We start from the raw sequence: 17,246 nt of genomic DNA, 5'->3' as shown, positions 1-17,246 counted from the left end.
GACTCAGGAGATAGAAAAGTCATGAAATTGGAAACCATCGCAATCCACGCCGGTTACGAACCTGACCCAACCACTAAAGCCGTTGCTGTGCCACTCTACCAAACCGCATCTTTTGCCTTTGACAGCACACAACACGGTGCCGACCTGTTTGACTTGAAAGTTCCTGGAAACATATACAGCCGCATCATGAACCCAACCAATGATGTGCTCGAGCAGCGCCTGACCCAAATGGAAGGGGGAATAGGCGCTCTAGCGATGGCCTCCGGCATGGCAGCGATTACCGCCTCTATTCAAGCGATCTGTGAAGCAGGTGAAAACATTGTTAGCGTTAGCCAGTTATACGGTGGCACCTACAACCTGTTTGCTCACACATTTCCCAGACAGGGTATTGAAGTGCGTTTTGCAGATGGCAACAACGTAGCCTCTTTTGCTGAGTTAATCGACGCTAAAACAAAAGCTATTTTCTGCGAGTCAATCGGTAACCCGGCTGGCAACATCGTAGACCTGAAAGCGCTCGCAGATATTGCTCACAAACACGGCGTACCGTTGATTGTTGACAATACCGTAGCAACCCCGTGCCTCTGCCGCCCTTTTGAGCACGGTGCTGATATTGTTGTCCACTCCCTTACCAAGTACATTGGTGGTCACGGAACAACCATTGGCGGGATTATTATTGACTCTGGCAAGTTCCCATGGGCAGATCATAAAGAACGCTTTGCCGTAATGAACGAGCCCGACCCGTCATACCACGGTGTGGTATATGCAGAAGCACTTGGTCCTGCTGCTTACATAGGCCGCTGTAGAGTCGTTCCCCTCAGAAATATGGGTGCCGCCTTGTCACCATACAATGCCATGATGATCATGCAAGGGCTGGAGACATTATCCTTGCGTATGGAGAGGCACTGCTCAAACGCACAGAAGGTCGCGGAATTTTTGCAGCAAAGAGCAGAAGTTGAATGGGTAAACTATGCAGGTTTGGAAAGCAGTGACTTCCACTCTCTTGCTAAAGACTACATGAACGGAACACCCTCCGGCATTTTATCTTTTGGTATTAAAGGTGGAGTTGAAGCTGGCGCCAAGTTCATAGATGCGCTGCAACTTATCGTTAGACTGGTTAATATCGGCGATGCCAAATCGCTCGCTTGCCACCCTGCATCAACCACCCATAGACAGTTGAGCCCTGAGGAACTGGCCAGCGCCTGTGTCTCTAGCGATATGGTTAGGTTATCAATCGGTATTGAGAACGTAGATGATATTTTAGAGGATATCACTCAAGCCCTTGAGAGCTCTCAGAAATAGCGTTCATATCGAGTAGGGGGAGGCGTTACAGCCCCCTCCCTCTCACAGAACCGTACGTACGGATCTCGTATACGGCTCATGTAATCTACTATTCCTTAACAATAAGGAACAAGAACCCCTGTCCTTACTTCATTTATCTGATATAAGCCGATTTCTTTGAACCAGTTATTAGGCATCGCATAACTTGCCAATGGACTCGCTGCATTTCTCCATGAGTTCATCTTGATGCTCTTAAACGGAGGTTTGTAGCCCAATTGCTTTAGTCGTCGATGCAGTTTGCCCGGCTTCTTCCACAGTTTCAGCTGTACACTTCTCAACCTTCGTCTTATCCAACCTGATAATTGATTTAAGATATATCCTATATTCGCTATTTTAAAATAATTTGCAAACCCTCTTAGCACTGGATTCAGTTCTTTTAGCACCTCGGCTAAGTTCTTTCCTCCATTGCGCTTGGTAATTTGCTTCACCTTTACTTTCAGTGTCTTGAGTTTCTTTTCTTGGATTCGTGTATAGTTTGTTCCTATCACCACTCCCAAGAATTTAATCCCATCATCGCTATGCGCAATGTGAGTTTTCCGCTCATTCACTTTTAGCTTAAGTGTCTCTTCTAAAATATGACTCGCTACCTTTAGTGCATTCTTTGCTGCCGCTTCTGAGCTACAGAGTATCAAGATATCATCGGCGTATCGCACTATTCGGTGCTGACGTCGTTTCATTTCCTGATCAAAGGCATCTAAGTAGATATTGGCTAGCAATGGACTGATCACCCCGCCTTGCGGACTTCCCTTGTCGTTGCTTTGCCAACTTGAGCCTATCATCACTCCACTTTTTAGAAACATGTCTATCAAGTTCAGAATACTGCCATCTGTGATTCGTTTTCGCACTGACTGAATGATTAGATCATGGTCGAGCATGTCGAAGCACTTCGACAGATCCATATCCACTACGTGTTGACGATGATACTTTCGTATAAACAACGTCGCTTTGCTAATGGCTTGATGACAGCTTCGCCCCTCTCTATACCCATAGCTGGATGGGTGAAAGTCTGGGTCGAAGATGGGGGTGATGATATTCGATAAACATTGTTGTACGACACGGTCTCGAACCGTGGGAACACCCAGTAGCCGCTTACTTCCATCGTCCTTGTCGATTTCAACACGTTTTACTGGTTGCGGTTGATACCGCCTCTCTTGTAGTTCGAGTAATAGTTGTTTGAGATTACTTTCCAAGTTTTGTGCAAAGTCCTGCACGCTCTGCCCGTCTATTCCGGCAGCACCTTTATTCTTCTTCACTCGCTTGAATGCGTCATAGAGTGCCTGCAGTGATAGCAGACGACCATAAAGACTGTAGTAAACTCTCACGTTTATTTTCTCATACCACTAGCCGTTAACTGCCTAGATTGTGTTGGGTTTGTTTCATCATCGCGTTAAGTCTTCTAGCTTGGTTTGACCCAATTTTGTGCAATATGCTTAACCACCTTGTTGCCTCTAATGAAGAGAAATGATTACTCCCCATGACCAGCTCAACAACAATCGCGCCGATTTCACTCTTTACCATTGAAGGATGCCCAGCATGTTAATGCCGCTTGTAGTCACACGACCTATTACGTTTCTCTTTTAGTGGTTTATAGACCACTTCCCCCCTTCGCAACTAGCCTGACCTTTTGAATCTTGCTAGCCCCAACAATCATTGCGCTGTTGGTCGGCTTGGTTTTATCCTCCACACCATTACTGGCTTTCATCGGCCTAGCCTTCAAAACTACTACGGGTTCATCTGCCACCTCACACTCATACCATTCTTGAGTCACCCCTTGAATAATACGTCCAGTCATTTCCTTTGACATGGATACAGTGCCAGGCTTCCCCAGTTACTGCACTGACTCCCTGTTAGAGATCCCACCCTCAAGCACGTTGTTGGTCTGACTAAGTATTGGGCTTCGCGCTATTTTGGACGCTTACCCACCAACACCGCCGAAACAGGTTACGGTTAGTTGTGTACCTCTAACTTCCTATGGCTTCCTTCAGACCCCACCGTTGGCCAGTGGCGCCCTTGCCATTCAGATTATCTTCCCCTTAGTCAGGGTGATTCCACTTTCTTTCAAGTGGACGGGTTTGCCAGCTTCGCTGGGCAAACAAAAAAGGCGGCTTTATCCGGCCGCCTTTTCTACAAAATATACCTGCTACCAAATATACTCTTGGTTACAGCGACGTTTATGACTGGTGATACTTGGGGCTCAATTCATGCACAGCCTCAACAAATGCTCTCGCATGCTCAGGATCAACAAATTGATGGATGCCATGGCCGAGATTAAACACATGACCGCTACCCGCACCGTAAGCGCTTAATATACTCTCTACCTCATTACGGATGGTTGCAGGCGACGCGTAAAGCACACTTGGGTCCATGTTTCCTTGCAAAGCGACCTTATCACCCACCAAACCTCTGGCGATGCCAATATCAGTGGTCCAGTCAAGACCCAATGCATCCGCACCTGCGTCGGCCATCTGAGGAAGCCATTGACCGCCCCCTTTGGTAAACATGATAACAGGAACTTTTCGACCATCATGCTGACGAATCAAGCCATCTATTATTTTCTTCATGTACTGCAAAGAGAATGTCTGGTAAGCCGCATGGCTTAGGTTTCCACCCCATGTATCAAATATTTGAACAGCTTGCGCGCCCGCTTTAATCTGCTCATTCAAATAGTCAATCACTGACAGCGCCAGCTTATCAAGCAGCTTATGCATCACCTCAGGCTTGTCATACATCATCGCTTTAACATGTCTGAAATCCTTTGATGAGCCCCCTTCAACCATGTAAGTTGCAAGCGTCCACGGACTTCCGGAAAAGCCAATCAGCGGCACTCGGCCATTCAGCTCACGGCGAATAGTCTTCACCGCATTTAAAACATAATCCAGGTCAGAGGTTGTTTTAACCACCGGCAAGGCATCAACATCTGCCTCTGTACGAACAATTTTCTTAAAACGAGGGCCTTCGCCTGTTTCAAAGTACAACCCTAACCCCATGGCATCGGGAATAGTTAATATATCTGAGAACAAAATAGCCGCATCCAGAGGGAAACGCTCCAGAGGCTGGATCGTCACTTCACAGGCGAACTCCTCATTCTTGCATAAACTTAAAAAATCACCCGCTTTGCTACGAAGCTCCCTATATTCAGGCAGGTATCGACCCGCTTGGCGCATCATCCACACCGGAGTGGTATCTACCGGCTCTCTCAATAATGCACGGAGGAAACGGTCATTTTTTAGCTCACCCATGTAATGTCTCTCTTTTTACGTTCTCGAAGGCTGAATGATACCGCCTAAAAAAAATATTCGATTGCCAAATATCAATAATTCGCCAGATTTTTGCTTGTTACTCTATCCTGGATAGAAAAAAGGCACGGTCTTAACCGTGCCTTATGGTATAGAGCTATGAGGTCTAGCGCCTAAACCTTGAGGTAGTCCAAAATTCCTTCTGCCGCACTGCGGCCTTCTGCAATCGCGGTAACTACCAAGTCAGAGCCTCGAACCATATCCCCACCCGCAAATATTTTTGGGTTTGAAGTCTGGAACGCAAACTCTCCATTTTCAGGGGCAAGAACACGGCCGCCGTCATCAATACTTACCTTCTGAGCTTCGAACCAGGGTGCTGGGCTTGGCCTAAAACCAAATGCGATAAGTACCGCATCTGCCGGCAACACTTCCTCGCTACCTTCAACCACTTCAGGTCGGCGGCGGCCATTTTCATCTGGCTCCCCCATCTGAGTGCGCACTACCTTAACACCTTCAACCTTATCTTCACCCACAATCGCTACAGGCTGTCGATTAAATAAGAACTGAACACCTTCCTCTTTCGCATTAACTACCTCTTTGCGAGAGCCAGGCATATTCTCTTCGTCACGACGGTATGCACATGTAACGGTGTCGGCTTGTTGCCTAATCGCCGTTCGGTTACAGTCCATGGCGGTATCCCCACCACCCAGAACAACAACCTTTTTGTCCTTCATATCAACAAATTCTGCTGGATCTTTCTCAAACCCAAGACAGCGATTAACGTTGGAGATCAGGTAAGGTAGAGCGTCATACACGCCTTCCAGTTCCTCACCAGGGAAACCACCCTTCATATAGTTGTATGTGCCCATTCCCATAAAGACGGCATCATACTCCTCTAACAACTGATCAATGGAAACATCCGTTCCAATATCCGTATTGAGCTTGAATTCTACTCCCATCGTCTCGAATATTTCACGACGACGAGTCATTACATCTTTTTCAAGCTTGAATTCTGGTATACCAAACGTTAGAAGGCCACCAATCTCAGGATTTTTGTCGTAAACAACAGGCTTAACCCCATTACGAACCAAAATATCTGCACACCCCAGTCCTGCAGGGCCCGCGCCAATAACAGCAACTTTCTTATCAGTCCATGTCACGTTAGACATGTCTGGCCGCCAGCCCATCGCAAATGCGGTATCGGTAATATATTTCTCAGCCGACCCGATGGTCACAGCACCAAAACCGTCATTGAGCGTACAAGCACCTTCACAGAGACGATCCTGTGGGCAAACTCGACCACACACTTCTGGAAGCGAGTTGGTCTGATGGCATAACTCAGCTGCCTCAAGAACATTTCCTTCAGAAACCAACTTCAACCAGTTAGGAATGTAATTGTGTACAGGGCACTTCCACTCACAGTAAGGGTTGCCACACTCCAAACAGCGATGAGACTGACTCTCCACCTCTGTTTTTTCAAACGGCTTGTATATCTCGCCAAATTCGTTCTTGCGAACACCTGCAGGAACCTTTTCTGGATCCTGGCGACCAACATCCACAAACTGGAAGTCGTTATTCAATCGATCTGTCATCGCTTAAAAGCCTCTCTAACTCTCACACATTACCTATTCATCCCGTCTTCGGCCGCAACTCTGAGCCCTGTTAGCTCGTTAGTTCTGGCGGCGAAGTTCCAAGCCTTATTCAGGCTGGGCTCTGGTGCTATTAAGCAAGTTTTTCAGGCTCGCGGCCTTTGGCTTAACCAGCCAAAAGCGAACGATATAATCGTCAAAGTTATCAATTATATGCTGAGCCCATTCACTACCAGTTTCAGTAACATGTTCTTCAATTACACCACGCAAGTGATTGCGATAGGGTTCCATCTGCTCGCTTGAAATACGATGAATCTCTACGAGTTCGTGATTGTATTGATCAACAAAGTTGTTTTTCTGATCAAGGACATAAGCGAAACCACCTGTCATCCCTGCTCCGAAGTTATACCCTGTTTCGCCTAACACAGTGACAAGTCCGCCTGTCATATATTCACAACAGTGGTCTCCAACACCTTCAATGACTGCATGAGCACCGGAGTTTCTTACTCCAAAACGCTCTCCTGAGGTGCCCGCAGCAAATAGCTTGCCTCCAGTTGCCCCGTATAGGCAGGTGTTGCCCACAATAGCGGTATCCTGGGTTTTAAACGTACTGCATTGCGGAGGCCTAATCACCAGCTTACCGCCGGTCATACCCTTACCAACATAGTCGTTCGCATCGCCTTCCAGGTACATGTTCAAACCACCAGCATTCCACACCCCAAAGCTCTGGCCTGCAGTACCTGCCAGATTTAGCTTGATCGGCGCTGAGCTCATGCCCTGATTGCCATGAAGCTTGGCAATTTCACCTGAAAGTCTCGCACCAATAGAGCGGTCACAGTTGGTAACGGTGTAGGCAAACTCGCCTCCCGATTTATTCTTTATAGCCTCACTGGCATCTGCAATCATCTTCTCTGCGAGAAGCCCTTTATCAAACGGCTCATTCCGCTCAACCTGACACAACTGAGGTTTGTCAGCAGGGACATGGTCGTTAAACAGCATTGGCATAAGATCCAGCTTTTTCTGCTTGCTGGTATTCCCTGGCAGAACTTCCAGCAATTCAGTCCGCCCAATCAACTCTTCGAGCGTACGAACTCCCAGCTTGGCCATCCACTCTCGTGTTTCTTCAGCAACAAATTTGAAGAAATGCATGACCATTTCAACCGTGCCGATAAAGTGCTGATCCCTTAGCTGCTCATTTTGCGTCGCGACACCTGTAGCACAGTTGTTCAAGTGACAAATACGCAGATATTTACAACCTAAGGCAACCATTGGCATGGTTCCAAAACCAAAGCTCTCAGCCCCTAAAATCGCGGCCTTAATAACGTCTAAACCTGTTTTAAGTCCACCGTCAGTCTGTAAGCGTACCTTATCACGAAGGTCGTTTCCTCTGAGTGCCTGCTGAGCCTCGCTCAAGCCAAGCTCCCATGGTGACCCGGCATAGCGCACAGAGGTCAGAGGACTAGCCGCAGTACCGCCATCATAGCCAGAGATAGTAATCAAATCGGCGTACGCTTTCGCCACACCTGCTGCAATGGTTCCTACACCAGGCTCTGATACCAGCTTGACCGACACTAACGCAGAAGGGTTAACTTGCTTCAAATCGAAAATAAGCTGAGCTAAATCTTCAATCGAATAAATATCGTGGTGCGGTGGTGGTGAGATTAATGTAACACCAGGCACCGAATACCTTAGCGTGGCAATGAGTTTGTTAACCTTGCCACCAGGAAGCTGACCACCCTCTCCAGGCTTAGCCCCCTGCGCAACTTTAATTTGAATAACATCTGCGCTACTCAAGTAGTGAGGTGTTACACCAAAGCGACCAGACGCAACTTGCTTAATTTTAGACCGTTTGTTTGTTCCATATCGAACAGGGTCTTCGCCCCCCTCACCAGAGTTTGAGCGGCCACCCAGCGTGTTCATTGCAACAGCTAGCGCTTCATGAGCTTCTGGAGAAAGCGCCCCTAAAGACATGGCTGCAGAGTCAAATCGGGCAACGATGTTTTCCATTGGCTCTACATCAGCCAAATCGATCGGCGTCTGGCTTTCCTTAAGTTTGAACAAGTCCCTAAGGGTTGCTACTGGTCGCTCGTTTACAAGAGCGGCATACTCTCTGTAGGTGCCATAATCTCCTGTTTGAACCGCCTGCTGAATAGTTCGAACCACATCAGGGTTATAGGCATGGTACTCACTGCCATGAACAAATTTCAGTAAGCCGCCTTGAGAAATAGGCTTACGCTTAATCCATGCATCATTGGCAAGAAGCTGTTGCTCAAACTGGAAGTCGTAGAACGTAGCGCCTTGTATTCTGCTTGCAACTCCTTTAAAGCAAAGCTCAACGACATCATCTGCCAACCCTACCGCTTCAAACAACTGTGCGCCACGATAGGAAGCAATGGTTGAAATCCCCATTTTGGAAAGGATTTTCATTAGCCCTTTGCCAATCCCCTTGCGATAGTTATTCTTCGCTTCAATAGGATCGATGAGCATTTCGCCTGAGCTGATCAAGTCATTAAGCACCTGATAAGCAAGGTATGGGTACACTGCGGTAGCACCAAAACCAAACAGAACCGCAAAATGGTGCGGATCTCTAACGAAACCACTTTCGACCACTATGTTTGAGTCACAACGCAACCCTTTCTCAACCAACCGGTGGTGGACTGCACCGGTTGCCATAAATGCGTTAACGGGCAGCTTACCTTGTGTTAGGTTTTTGTCGCTTAAAATAAGGATCACATTACCATCGCGAACAGCCTGTTCAGCCTGATCGCACACTGCTGTGATCGCCTGCTCCAGCCCTTGTTCAGGGCTATAGCTCAGCTCGATAGTCGCAACATCAAAGCCTGAAGACTCTTTAGTAGATAGCCTCATAAACTTCGCAGGCGACAACACTGGAGTGCTGAGAATAACGCGCTTTGCGTGCTGCGGCGTCTCTTCAAATATATTCTGTTCCGCCCCGATGCAAGTCTCCAGTGACATTACAATGGCTTCACGCAGCGGATCGATTGGAGGGTTAGTAACCTGGGCAAACTTTTGTCTGAAGTAATCTGCAACTGATCGCACACGCTCAGAAAGCACAGCCATTGGAGTATCATCCCCCATAGAGCCAACTGCTTCCTGACCATCCTCACCTAGAGGACGCAAAATCTGGTCTCTTTCTTCAAAAGAGACCTGGAACATTTTCATATGAGTTTTGAGCTCATCTTGTTCCATCACTTTAAAGTCTGGAGTGGCCTTACCCAAGGTCGCTTCCAGACGGGTGGCATTATCTCGTAGCCACTGTTTATATGGGTGTGCTGTTTTCAGCACTTGATCCACATCTTCTGTATGTAGAACCTTACCCGTATGAGTATCCACCGCGAGAATCTGGCCTGGGCCAACGCGTCCTTTTGCAACTACATCTTCAGGCTGGTATCCATAAGTACCAATTTCAGATGCCAACGTAATATAGCCATTTTTGGTAATGACCCAACGAGATGGACGAAGGCCATTACGATCCAGCAAGCAAACGGCGTAACGGCCATCAGACATAACAACGCCCGCAGGCCCATCCCATGGTTCCATGTGCATCGAGTTGTACTCGTAAAAAGCACGCAGGTCTGCGTCCATCGTATCAACGTTTTGCCAAGCGGGAGGAATCATCATCCTCACCGCACGGAACAGGTCTACACCACCTGCCAAGAGTACTTCGAGCATATTATCCATACTCGAAGAGTCTGATCCTGTTCGATTAACTAACGGTTGTAGAGACTGAAGATCAGGTAAATCATCTGACTTAAACTTTGAGGCACGAGCAAGAGCCCAGTTACGGTTACCTTCTACCGTATTAATTTCACCGTTGTGGGCAAGCATTCTAAATGGCTGCGCTAAAGGCCAGCGAGGCATGGTGTTGGTAGAGAAGCGCTGATGGAATACACAAATAGCCGTCTCAAAAAGCTCATCTTTCAAATCAAGATAGAAGCTTGGCAGGTCTACCGGCATCATTAAGCCTTTGTACGATAGAACCTTCTCAGAAAGAGAGCAGACATAGAACTCATCATCAGCCGCAAGTGCAATTTCTGCATTTTTTCTAGCCAGGAACAGTTTGATGGCAAACTCTTTTTCAGAAAGACCTTCACCAGAAACAAAAACCTGCTCGATACCTGGCAAGCAGTCCAGAGCCATTGGCCCGAGACATTCATTGTCAGTAGGGACAACTCGCCAACCAACAACATCAAGACCTTCATTACACAAGTGCTTTTCGAGTTCAGCCTTCGAGGCTTCAGCTTTAGAAGAGTCTTGGTTGAGGAATGCCATGCCAACGCCATAACGCTGACCAAGTTCAACACCAAAGCTATCTTTCGCTACTTGACGCAGGAATGTATCTGGCTTTTGTAGCAGCAACCCACAGCCATCACCGGTTTTACCATCAGCGGCAATTCCGCCACGGTGGGTCATACAGGTCAAAGATTCGATGGCCGTTACCAGCAAATCATGGCTAGCCTGGCCTTCCATGTGGGCAATCAAGCCAAATCCACAGTTATCCTTGAAATCGTCAGGATGATACAAACCTGTCATCATATTTCACACTCTCGCGTTTATTCTTTACTAATCAAAAGCTTACAAAAAACATTAAACAGGGCAAGCTCACGATCCTCAAAATTTGGGGTGGCTATTTTACATGTCTACAGGGGGGCATACAAATTTATCGGAATGATATATCCGATAATACGTCTTGAACCTCAAACTATTATCAATTAATTCAATAAGTAAGAGTACGTATAAGCAACTACACAAAAGAAGCGTTCTAACTCAAAAGATGCGCGACAAGGCACAATTAAAGACCCTTAAGGCTACGAATCCAAGGCTTTTGCTTTTTAACAGACGCAGGCAACTTAGCCATTTTGGCTCTAGCCGCTACTTTATCAGGGTACACACCTAAAATGACCACGTACCACGGCTTATTTTTATAGCTTGACTCAATATAGAACAACTCTTGAAAGGCCTTCTCACTATCAATATATTTAATTGCAGTCTGCTCATTCCGGCTCCCCAAAACCTGAATGGTATACGCCCCGTTCTTCTGCGAAGCCACCCATTTATTGTTTCTAAACCGTGGGTGAACAGAGATTTCTTCTGCAGTGTTGCCAGCTTTATTGCTAGATTCTGACCCGACAGCTTTGTTTACAGATTTACTGGAATCAGTAGTCACCTCAGTTTTCTCAGAGATCTCCGCGCTGGGCTCTTGCATATCACTGGGCGCAGAGGGAGTCTCTGCCAACCTATCCTTGTGATCTTCACTGGAGATTACTTGTGCTTCCCCCCCCTCACCGGCTTTATTTGAATTGCTGGAGTCTGCGCTTGGCAGTATAACGCCTTCTGGTGAATACGCTGGCACCTCAACAACACTTCCGCCGAGACCTGCATTTAAGGTACTATTTTGCTCTATAGCCTCTTGAATAATAACCTTGTCCTGCACAGGCAGGTCAGCAATCTCAGACGAGGTTAACTCAAGGTCGCCCTCAATAATGTTGGCGCCCTGATTTATTTTTTCCTCAACTATCGCTAATTTCGTGCTATCTGAAAGCAGTGAATCGGCCAACTTATCAGAGCGCTCCCCCCTACGATCAACCATAGACGAGTCAACGCCTTCTTTAGATGAGAAAAACAAGCCGTACTGGTGCCCAATCAGAACAAACGAAACAATAAGAGAAACAACGATACCAACTAGCAGCCCACTAAGGCCCTTTGAGGTTTTCTGGCTCTGGCCTGCCACATCAAACGAGTCTAGCAATACGCCAGGCGCTATTCTATTAATTCTTCCTGGACAGCCTTTCCCCAGATCACTCAGCGCCTTCTTCTGAGCCTCTGACAACTCTGGCTCGGCCTTAGACCCTGCTCTTATAAGCCTGAGACTAACGTAAGTTTCAGCATCTTCCTGGGAAAAAGGCTTTAGTTGAATTTGATGAATCCAACTACAGGTAGCGGGGTCTACGCCTTCCTGAGTCACCGATTGAAGTAACTCTTGCCGACCTGACACCAGCAGACATATGCCTGCATCACTACTTATGCCTCTAAACGTCTTCATAAGCAGCTTAAAGCTATCTTTATTGGTCTTGTGGGCATCGTCCAACACCAATAAAAGCCGCTCTCCCAACGCCGCATTGTGGGTACAAGCCTCAATAACTCTTTCAATAGACCTGGAGACAGGTTCACCCTCGACTGCATGCAACTCCAGCCTTTTACAGATTTCAGTAGCCAGTTTTCGCGGGCTTGCAATCAGCGATGGTTTTAAATTAACGACACGAATGCCATCAGCAAGGTGCCTACACAGTTCCTTAATTAAAGTGGTTTTTCCGCTGCCGGCGCCACCTGTCAGCATTAAAACCATATCACCATAGCTGACAAGATGACGGAGCGTTTCTAGATTATGCTGCCGCTGAGCACCTTGATAAAACAGGGGGTTAGCATCCGTAAAAGGCTCAACCCTGAGCTTGTACTTATCCCTCAATTGATCATTAAGGGATTGCTTTTGTTCAACTTCAGTTGCAGCAGCATTCATAACATTGAAACTTCCAACAGACCTTTTATACTTGAGTCAAACCAGAACGATCATCTGCAACTCGGCACTCAGATAACGTAGCTTCGAAGTTTGTTGTATCGAAATCATCAGTTACAAATGCATTACCTAACTGATCCATCAAAACAAGGCGAATGCTTCCGTCTATTACTTTTTTATCAACGGCCATCAGCTCCTTAAAACGGTCGACTGAAATTTCGCTTGGAGACAAAGTAGGAAGCCCGGCTGACTCAAGTAGCTTCTTTATTCGATCAAGGTCACCAGCCTGTAGCCACCCCTGCCGACAAGACAGGTCTGCTGCCATCACCATTCCCGCTGAAACAGCTTCGCCATGAAGCCATTCTCCGTACCCCATATGCGTTTCAATTGCGTGACCAAACGTATGGCCTAGATTTAGAATTGCCCGAACACCACCTTCCCGCTCATCTTCACTGACAACCTTTGCCTTACATGTGCAAGAGACTTCAATTGCATGGGAGACCGCCTCCGAGTCCAAAGTCGTCAGCTTTTCCATGTTCGCTTCAAGCCACTCGAAAAAGCTCAAATCCCGAATCAGACCATACTTAACAACTTCTGCAATCCCTGCGGCCACCTCCCGTTCAGGAAGCGTGTTAAGCGTATCCGTGTCAATAATGACCGCATTTGGCTGGTGAAATGCGCCAATCATATTTTTACCTAACTGGTGGTTAACCCCGGTCTTTCCACCTACAGACGAATCTACTTGCGAGAGCAGTGTCGTGGGTACCTGGATAAACTCAACCCCTCTCTGATAGCAAGCAGCAGCAAACCCGGCCATATCACCAACAACACCGCCACCTAAAGCAACCAACGTGGTTTTACGGCTGTGTTTTTGTTCAAGCAACTGGTCAAAAATCAGGTTCAGCGTATCCAGGTTCTTATACTGCTCACCATCAGGCAGTACGGTTACAGATACTTTAAAGGAGGAAAACAGCGCTTTAGTGCGCTCAAGATAAAGAGGGGCGACAGTATCATTGGTGACAATCATAACCTGCTCGCCTGCCACATAAGGCGTAACTAACTCAGACTTATCGAGCAACCCCTGCCCGATAAAAATGGGGTAACTTCTTTCACCTAACTCTACTGTTAACTGTTTCATTTTCCTGCTAAACAACCTCGATTAACCCAAAACATTTTTACCTGAACACAAACTAAAAAGCGCACCGTCACTATCGATGCTCGATAACTTGATCCAAAATTTGCCTTACAACCAGCTTGGGATTCTTCTTATCCGTCATAATAACCACGTCAGCAACGTCTGCATAAAGAGGATCTCTGATTTTGAAAATCTCAGTCAGCACCTTGAGAGGCTCGCTATTCTGAAGAAGCGGCCTGTTACGGTCTCTTCGAGTTCTTTCAAACTGCTGCTCGACGGATGTCTTTAGGTAAACAACCTGAGCCCCCTCTTTAAGGTTCGCCCTGTTGTCTTCATTCAGAACGGCACCACCACCAGTGGCCAGTACAATCCCATTGGTCTGGCTCAAGTCCCGAATAACACCACATTCGCGCTCACGGAATCCGGCCTCACCCTCAACGTCAAAAATCCACGGAATATCCGCCCCACAGCGAGACTCTATTTCACTATCAGAGTCGCAAAATGAAAAACCCAGTTCACGTGACAACAGCTTACCAATCGTCGTTTTACCGGCCCCCATAGGGCCAACCAACACAACCCTTTTTGCGCCATGTTTTAGTACATTAGCCATTAATACCTGCAATTATGCCGTTAAGGACCTTAGCCCATTTTTTAGTAACACAAATAGGTAGAAAGCATACCACAACCGTTTTTTGTTGCTTAATAAAAATTTTGGCTTGCTAGTGCTATACACCATCGAAATCTAGCATTTGATACAAAAAACCTACAAATAGCCATACCACAATAAATATTGCTAAACAAATAGTTGTGCTATAATTCTCCACAATTGCATAAAAGTAGAAGCTAACTAACTATTTATATACTGACTATAAAAATATATTTAGCCAAGCAAACTAAACACCTTCATCTTGTTTAAGGGTCTCACCCCAAGGACTTAACTACATGCACTTGTCAAAATTCTTAATCCCAATTACAGCAACCCTATTCCTTTCCGCCTGCGGTGGCGGGGGCTCCAACGACAGAAGTCTATGCGCTGAGAATACTAACGGGTGTACATCGTCAAGCGAAAGCGATGGAGCGACCAGCGAAAACGTGGCTCTAGCGCTAGGAACAGGAACAGAAGATTCTTTTCTTCAAGGTCAAATAGAGCTTGGGGTTAGTACTCTTTCAGCTAACGGTCAAACCACGGTATCTGTAAATGCGGTTAACTCTGCCGACAATACTCTTTACACTGAATCACCAACAACAATTAACTTTACGTCTACCTGTGCAGCTAACGGTTTGGCAAATTTAACTGAATCTGTTACCACAAGCACTGGCACCGCGCAAGTAACCTATACCGCAACAGGCTGCTCAGGCACGGACAGTATAACAGCATCCTTAGCAAACGGTAGTAGCGCAAATGCTACTCTGCTGATAGTTTCAGCTGACGCGGGCAGCCTTTCTTTCAGCTCTGTTAACCCAAAAAACATTGCACTTAAAAATCTTGGCGGTTCCGGGCTTGTTACAACAGCAGTTTTCGAATTTAAGGTGACAGACAAAGCAAACCTGCCAATTCAAGGCGAAAAGGTAAATTTTTCTCTATCCAATACAACAGGCGGAATCGAATTGGTAGCGTCTAGCGATACCTCTGACTCCAATGGCATAGCAAAAGCACTTGTTAACTCGGGCACGACGAAGGCATCAGTCGCTGTAAGTGCCAGTCTGGATTCCAACCCAACACTCCAAACAACGTCTGATGCAATATCGATCAGTACAGGCATTGCAGCACAACAAACGCTTTCCATATCTGCGAGTAGGCACAACCCTCCCGCAGGCATTTCCGACGGGGAAGAGATCGAAGTAGTGGTTCGAGTTTCTGACTACTACTTAAACCCTATACCGGATGGCTCTAAAGTCGTTTTTTATACGTCTGCAGGGCAGATTGACCCAGACTGCACCATTTCGGGCGGCACAGGCTCTTGCACTGCTAAGTGGAGAAGCCAGGCACCACGAGCTACTGACTCTAATGGCAAGTTTGCCATTATGGCCACCATGAAAGGCGAAGAGCAAACCTCACCAGACAATAATGCCAACGGTCTATTCGACGGAACCAATACCAGCCCCGTTGAAACTTACACCGCCCTAGGTGAAGCATTCGTCGATGCAAACTGGAATGGAGTGAGGGATTCTGGTGAGGAGTACGTCGACTGGGATCAAAACAAAGCATATACCGCATCCCCCTCTAGCAAGTTTAGAGGAGTAAGATGTACAGATACAACAAAAGCAGAGGGGCATTGCGCGGCGTTAGCTGACATATTTATCTCAGAGGAATTCTCATACTCAGGGCTAACGCGAAATGAGGACATAACTTTTACAGACTGCAATGGCTTAGATCGAGGGACCACATTCAGCCTCAGAGCTGTAGACAAACTTTGCGTAGTCATAACCGACTGGTATGGAAACGCGCCAGCAGACGGTACGAAATATGAAATTTCTGGGATTGAAACCGTAGCCTCAACTGACATTAGTGATAGAAGCGTATTGCCAACGATTGTTGAGATTGGGGCTCGAACAGATGGCAAGTTAACCGTTAAAGTCACCAACTCAGATGACTCCAAAGCAAGCAACGAAGCTAATATTACTATTATCCCATAACCAGAAAAAATAGAAGCCTGCCTCTTAAAGGCAGGCTTCTATCCCCTTCTTTTACATGCCAGAGACTTCCTCTATTCCCCCTCAAATAGAAATCACCACACACGCCACCAGGATCAAGCAATCAAAATTGTTACCAATAGACAGCTAACAACTTAAACAAGCAGCATTACCCCAGAAAATCAATTACTAAGGGAATTATAGACCTCGTAACATTGTATTGACCGTCACAGGCCATCTATTTCCTATTTAGTTACCTGACAAAAAGCCTCTCAGGATAGATCCAGGCTGGTCTCCTGGCTATTAATTCGGTAATTTAAATTGCAAGCTTTTTTGAATATAGCATTCAAAACCTTGCAATTTGAGATACGGAAATCACGCCCCCCCCCTCCAGACATCGCCTCAGATGACCAGTTTCAAGTCCGTTTAGTCCAAATCATTAATATGCCTATCATCAAAAAAGAAATTCGAAGATCAAGCCCTACCATTGCACCTCTGGAGTTTAATGTATTGGCAAAGGCAAGGCCGACAGACTCTATGAGTTTGGCTGCGAGGTTTCAGTCACCGCTAATATTAGTCGAACATTCGATGGTCACTTTGTTCTTCATGCAGCTGCCCTACATGATCGACCTTACGATGGTCATACACTAAGACCGTTGATGGAAGGCATGAAAATCATCACTGATGACAATGCCAGAAAGAGTTTGAATGGGTTGATGTTATCGCGGCCATAACTACCCACACAAACATAACGCCTTCCGTCCAGGCCAAAAACGGCG

At 46.6% G+C, this 17,246-nt stretch carries 12 protein-coding genes; 3 read left to right on the top strand and 9 right to left on the bottom strand.

The window, feature by feature from the left end; genetic code table 11:
* Positions 1-21: 21 nt before the first annotated feature.
* Positions 22-1,299 (top strand): bifunctional O-acetylhomoserine aminocarboxypropyltransferase/cysteine synthase, encoded by a 1,278-nt coding sequence (locus MY523_RS21705; protein WP_250656752.1) that lies wholly within the window; start codon positions 22-24, stop codon positions 1,297-1,299.
* Between the two features lie 95 nt (positions 1,300-1,394).
* Here MY523_RS21705 and ltrA read toward each other — a convergent pair whose 3' ends face one another.
* The 9 genes from ltrA to aroK form a co-directional block, all read right to left on the bottom strand.
* Positions 1,395-2,660: a group II intron reverse transcriptase/maturase gene (gene ltrA / locus MY523_RS21700; RefSeq protein ID WP_250656341.1), complete on the bottom strand. Its 1,266-nt coding sequence runs from the start codon at positions 2,658-2,660 to the stop codon at positions 1,395-1,397.
* A 25-nt stretch (positions 2,661-2,685) separates the two neighbouring features.
* Positions 2,686-2,856, bottom strand: a complete 171-nt coding sequence (locus tag MY523_RS21695) for a hypothetical protein (RefSeq protein WP_250656340.1) — start codon at positions 2,854-2,856, stop codon at positions 2,686-2,688.
* A gap of 67 nt (positions 2,857-2,923) precedes the next feature.
* On the bottom strand, positions 2,924-3,142 hold the full coding sequence (locus tag MY523_RS21690; RefSeq protein ID WP_250656339.1) for a hypothetical protein: 219 nt from the start codon (positions 3,140-3,142) through the stop codon (positions 2,924-2,926).
* A 367-nt stretch (positions 3,143-3,509) separates the two neighbouring features.
* On the bottom strand, positions 3,510-4,577 hold the full coding sequence (gene hemE, locus MY523_RS21685) for a uroporphyrinogen decarboxylase (RefSeq protein ID WP_250656751.1): 1,068 nt from the start codon (positions 4,575-4,577) through the stop codon (positions 3,510-3,512).
* Between the two features lie 170 nt (positions 4,578-4,747).
* Positions 4,748-6,166, bottom strand: coding sequence for an FAD-dependent oxidoreductase (locus MY523_RS21680; RefSeq protein ID WP_250656750.1), 1,419 nt, complete (start codon positions 6,164-6,166; stop codon positions 4,748-4,750).
* Positions 6,167-6,271: 105 nt separating this feature from the next.
* A complete protein-coding gene (gene gltB, locus MY523_RS21675) occupies positions 6,272-10,720 on the bottom strand; it encodes a glutamate synthase large subunit (RefSeq protein WP_250656749.1) in 4,449 nt (1,482 codons plus the stop codon).
* Positions 10,721-10,976: 256 nt separating this feature from the next.
* The gene (locus tag MY523_RS21670) at positions 10,977-12,701 is read right to left on the bottom strand and encodes an AAA family ATPase (protein WP_250656748.1); all 1,725 of its coding nucleotides are present in this window, start codon (positions 12,699-12,701) and stop codon (positions 10,977-10,979) included.
* Positions 12,702-12,726: 25 nt separating this feature from the next.
* Complete coding sequence (gene aroB / locus MY523_RS21665) at positions 12,727-13,836, bottom strand: 3-dehydroquinate synthase (protein ID WP_250656747.1); 1,110 nt, start codon at positions 13,834-13,836, stop codon at positions 12,727-12,729.
* A gap of 70 nt (positions 13,837-13,906) precedes the next feature.
* A complete protein-coding gene (aroK, locus tag MY523_RS21660) occupies positions 13,907-14,443 on the bottom strand; it encodes a shikimate kinase AroK (protein WP_250656746.1) in 537 nt (178 codons plus the stop codon).
* A 332-nt stretch (positions 14,444-14,775) separates the two neighbouring features.
* Here aroK and MY523_RS21655 point away from each other — a divergent pair, with 332 nt between their 5' ends.
* Together MY523_RS21655 and MY523_RS21650 are read left to right on the top strand one after the other, a co-directional pair.
* Positions 14,776-16,470, top strand: coding sequence for an Ig-like domain-containing protein (locus MY523_RS21655; RefSeq protein WP_250656745.1), 1,695 nt, complete (start codon positions 14,776-14,778; stop codon positions 16,468-16,470).
* 330 nt (positions 16,471-16,800) lie between these two features.
* On the top strand, positions 16,801-17,118 hold the full coding sequence (locus MY523_RS21650; protein WP_250656744.1) for a hypothetical protein: 318 nt from the start codon (positions 16,801-16,803) through the stop codon (positions 17,116-17,118).
* Positions 17,119-17,246 lie beyond the last annotated feature (128 nt).

It is taken from the genome of Alkalimarinus coralli, assembly GCF_023650515.1.
Taxonomy (GTDB): Bacteria; Pseudomonadota; Gammaproteobacteria; order Pseudomonadales; family Oleiphilaceae; genus Alkalimarinus; species Alkalimarinus coralli.
The sequence above is the reverse complement of the archived record's forward strand: the minus strand, read 5'-3'. Positions and strand labels throughout refer to the sequence as shown.